Origin of the sequence: Streptomyces sp. NPDC059853, from assembly GCF_042731495.1 — a bacterium.
In the GTDB taxonomy this organism is placed as follows: domain Bacteria; phylum Actinomycetota; class Actinomycetes; order Streptomycetales; family Streptomycetaceae; genus Streptomyces.
Map to the genome: position 1 here is coordinate 1 of NZ_JBHWJL010000398.1, position 3851 is coordinate 3851.

The window sequence follows — 3851 nt, forward strand, 5'->3', positions numbered from 1 at the left end:
CCCCCGGATCGACCTGCACGACCCGGACGCCTTCTACCGGCGGCTGGGCACCGGCGGCACCATCGGCTTCGGCGAGTCCTACCTGGCCGGCGAGTGGGACGCCCCCGACCTGGTCGCCGCCCTCACGGTGATCGCCGGCCACGCCGGCACCCTGGTGCCCGCGCCGCTGCAACGGCTGCGCCGGCTGTGGGCACCGCGCCAGCCCGCCACCCAGCACAACGCGCCCGACGACGCCCGCGAGAACGTCCGCCGCCACTACGACCTCTCCAACGACCTGTTCGCGCTCTTCCTGGACGACACCCTCACCTACTCCTCGGCGCTCTTCCGCTCCCTGCCCGCCCGCCGCGAGCACCTCGCGGAGGCCCAGCACCGCAAGATCGACCGCCTTCTCGACCTGGCGGACGCCGGGCCCGGCACCCGGCTGCTGGAGATCGGCACCGGCTGGGGCGAACTCGCCCTGCGCGCCGCCCGGCGCGGCGCCCGCGTCGAGACCCTCACCCTCTCCGCCGCCCAGCGCGACCTCGCCGAGCGCCGGATCCGCGAGGCCGGCGCCGCGGACCGGGTCACGGTGCGGCTCCAGGACTACCGCGAGCTGGCCGCCGGGCCCGCCGGACGGTACGACGCGGTGGTCAGCGTCGAGATGATCGAAGCCGTCGGTGTCCGCGGCTGGCCCGGCTACTTCCGCGCCCTGGACCGGGTGCTCGCCCCCGGCGGCCGGATCGCCCTCCAGGCCATCACCATGCCGCACGAGCGGATGCTCGCCTCCCACACCACCCACACCTGGATCCAGAAGTACATCTTCCCCGGCGGCCAGCTCCCCTCCACCCGCGCCATCGCCGAGGCCGTCGCCCGGCACACCGCCCTGCGCGTCACCCACCGCGAACAGTACGGCCCGCACTACGCCGAGACGCTGCGCCTGTGGCGCGAACGCTTCACCGAACAGGCCGACGCCGTCACCGGCCTCGGGTTCGACGCCACCTTCCGCCGCATGTGGACCTTCTACCTCGCCTACTGCGAGGCCGGGTTCCGCTCCGGCTACCTCGACGTCCAGCAGATCCGGCTCACGAAGGACACCCCGGCATGACCGACGCCGCCACCCGCCTCGCCCCGCTGCCGCCCCGGCTCTTCGACGGCCCCCCGCCGCTCCGCGTCCGGCCCGGCGACGCCGGCGGCAGCGGCATGGAGCCCGCCCCCGCCGCCCGGTACCGGGGGAGCGCACGGTGAACGGCGTCCCGTGGGCCGCCCTCGGCCTGAACATCGCCCTGTCGGCCGCCGTGCTCACCGTCCTGATGGCGGCCACCTTCGCCGTGGCGATGGCCAAGGGCGGGGTGCACCGCGTGGTGGACAGCGCCTGGGGGCTCGGTTTCGCCGCCGTCGCCGTCACCGGCTGGATCGCCTCCACCGGGCGCGGCGACGACGCACACCGGCTGCTGGTGGCCGTGCTGACGACGGTGTGGGGGCTGCGGCTGGCGGTGCACATCGCCCGGCGCGGCCGGGGCCACGGCGAGGACCCCCGGTACGCGCGGATGCTGGACGCCGCCCCCGGCAGCCGCGCCCTGTACGCGCTGCGCAAGGTGTACCTGCTCCAGGGCGCGCTCATCCTGCTGGTGTCGCTGCCGGTGCAGACCGCGCTGTACGCGGGAGCGCCGCCGCTGCCGCTGACGGTCGCCGGTGTCGTGCTGTGGGCGGTGGGGATGTTCTTCGAGGCGGTCGGCGACCACCAGCTGGCCCGGTTCCGGGCCGACCCGGCCAACCGGGGCCGGCTGATGGACCGCGGACTGTGGAGCTGGACCCGGCACCCGAACTACTTCGGTGACTTCGCGGTGTGGTGGGGCCTGTTCCTGCTGGCCGTCTCCGGGTGGCAGGCGGCGCTGATCAGCGTCCCGGCGCCGCTGGTGATGAGCGCTCTGCTGATCTTCGGCAGTGGCAAGGCCCTGCTGGAGCGGCGGATGGCGGGCCGGCCGGGCTGGGACGCGTACGCCGCCCGCACCAGCGGTTTCTTCCCGCGCCCGCCGCGCCGCACCGGCTGAGCCCGCGCTCCGGGGGCGGGCGGCGCACCCGGCCCGTCACCGCCCCCGGGCGGCCAGGAAACGGTCGCGGCCCGCCGACAGGTCCACGATCGGCTCCGGATAGCCGCGCTCCCGCAGCGTCGCGGCCTCCAGCCGCCACGGCTCGTGCAGCGCCCGCACCGGCACCCCCTCCAGCTCCGGCACCCAGCGGCGCACATAGCCGCCGTCCGGGTCGTAACGGCGGCCCTGGATGGCCGGGTTGAGCACCCGGTTGGGCCGGGTGTCGGTGCCGGTGCCCGCCACCCACTGCCAGTTCAGCTGGTTGTTCGCCAGATCGCCGTCCACCAGCAGCTCCAGGAAGTGCCGGGCGCCCACCCGCCAGTCGGTGTACAGCGTCTTGGTCAGGAAGCTGCCCACCAGCAGCCGCCCCCGGTTGTGCATCCAGCCCTCGTGCGCCAGCTGCCGCATCGCCGCGTCCACGATCGGGTAGCCGGTGCGGCCCGCGCGCCAGGCGTCCGCGTCCCGGCCCGCGCGCCGCCAGCGGTCGCCCCGGGCCCGGTAGTCGCGCCACGCGGCGCCGGGACGGGCCGCCAGCACCTGGTGGTGGAAGTCCCGCCAGGCCAGCTGGCGTTCGAACGCCTCGGCGCCCGGCCCGCCGTGCTCCCGCGCCCGGCCGGCCAGTTCGGCCGCCGACAGACAGCCGAAGTGCAGATACGGCGACAGCCGGGACGTGGCGTCCCCGGCCAGGTCGTCGTGCCGCTCCTCGTACGCGTCCACACCCGAGCGCAGCCAGGCCGCCATCCGGCGCCGCCCCTCACGCTCCCCGCCCTCCGGCACGCCGGGGGACACCCCGGCGAGCCGCCGCCGCTCCGGCAGCGCCGCCCCGCGCACCCCGTCCGCTACCCGCACCCGGCGCGGCGCGGGCAGCGGGTCGCGCCGCGCGCTCTCCCGCCACCGGCGGAAGTACGGGGTGAACACCGCGAAGTGGTCCCGGTCGCCGGGCACCACGGCGCCCGGCGGCACCACCGTCACCACCCCGTCGTGCACCCGCAGCGGGCAGCGCAGCCGCTCCAGCTCCCGGCGCAGCCGCTCCTCGCGGTGCCGGGCGAAGCCGCTCACCCCGCCCGACAGATGCACCTCGCCGGCACCGGTCCGCGCCACCACCGCGCACACCTGCTCCACCACGTCCCCCTCGCGCAGCACCAGATGCCCGCCGCGTTCACGCAGCGCGCCGTCCAGGTCGGCGAGCGCGTCGGCGAGGAACGCCAGCCGATTGGGCGCCGCGAACCCGGCACGGTCCACGGCCGGGTCGCGGACGAACAGCGGTACGACCGCGTCGGCGGCCCGCTGCGCGGCGTGCAGCGCGGGCTGATCGCGCAGCCGCAGATCGCTGGTGAACAGGACGACGGCGACATCCATCTCGGTGCTCCTAGGTGCGGGGGAACTCCATGACGGCCAGCGGATCGGATGTCGGCTGCGGAGAACCGCCCGCGGGCTCCATGGTGATGCCCATGCCGTCCGCGCCGTCCAGCGCACCGTCCATCAGCATGGCCTCATCGGCAGCGGCGGGGTCGAGCAGTCCTGCGGGCCGCATCGCACCGTGATCGTCGAACCACAACTGGTACACCATGCCGTCCGGAGGGGACGGCATTCCGGAGGCCACGAACGCCGCGCGATTCATGCCGGGGGAGACCACCACGGTGCCGGTGCCGCCGCCGGGGAGCGAGCCGCCGCTCACCACGGCGTCCGGCGCGGCGAGCACCTGGGCCAGCAGCGCCGAGTGCTCCTGGGCCTGCTGCATCTCCCGCTGCATCTCGCGCGCCGACTGCCACTGCCACACGG

The 3851-nt window shown here is 75.8% G+C and carries 5 protein-coding genes; 3 read left to right on the forward strand and 2 right to left on the reverse strand.

Annotated features, from left to right (window positions below; genetic code table 11):
* From ACFV5N_RS25610 to ACFV5N_RS25620, 3 genes are all read left to right on the forward strand, one after another.
* A partial coding sequence (locus ACFV5N_RS25610) for a class I SAM-dependent methyltransferase (protein WP_385604253.1) occupies positions 1-1084 on the forward strand: 1084 nt, incomplete at its 5' end.
* The gene (locus ACFV5N_RS25615; protein WP_385604256.1) at positions 1081-1224 is read left to right on the forward strand and encodes a hypothetical protein; all 144 of its coding nucleotides are present in this window, start codon (positions 1081-1083) and stop codon (positions 1222-1224) included. The genes ACFV5N_RS25610 and ACFV5N_RS25615, both read left to right, overlap by 4 nt.
* A complete protein-coding gene (locus tag ACFV5N_RS25620) occupies positions 1221-2030 on the forward strand; it encodes a DUF1295 domain-containing protein (RefSeq protein WP_385604259.1) in 810 nt (269 codons plus the stop codon). Before ACFV5N_RS25615 ends, ACFV5N_RS25620 begins: the two co-directional genes overlap by 4 nt.
* 36 nt (positions 2031-2066) lie before the next feature.
* Here the strand turns inward: ACFV5N_RS25620 and ACFV5N_RS25625 are convergent, their stop codons facing one another.
* Both ACFV5N_RS25625 and ACFV5N_RS25630 read right to left on the reverse strand, forming a co-directional pair.
* The gene (locus tag ACFV5N_RS25625) at positions 2067-3428 is read right to left on the reverse strand and encodes a cryptochrome/photolyase family protein (protein WP_385604262.1); all 1362 of its coding nucleotides are present in this window, start codon (positions 3426-3428) and stop codon (positions 2067-2069) included.
* Between the two features lie 10 nt (positions 3429-3438).
* Positions 3439-3851: anti-sigma factor (locus tag ACFV5N_RS25630; protein ID WP_385604265.1), on the reverse strand; the 413-nt coding region annotated here is incomplete at its 5' end.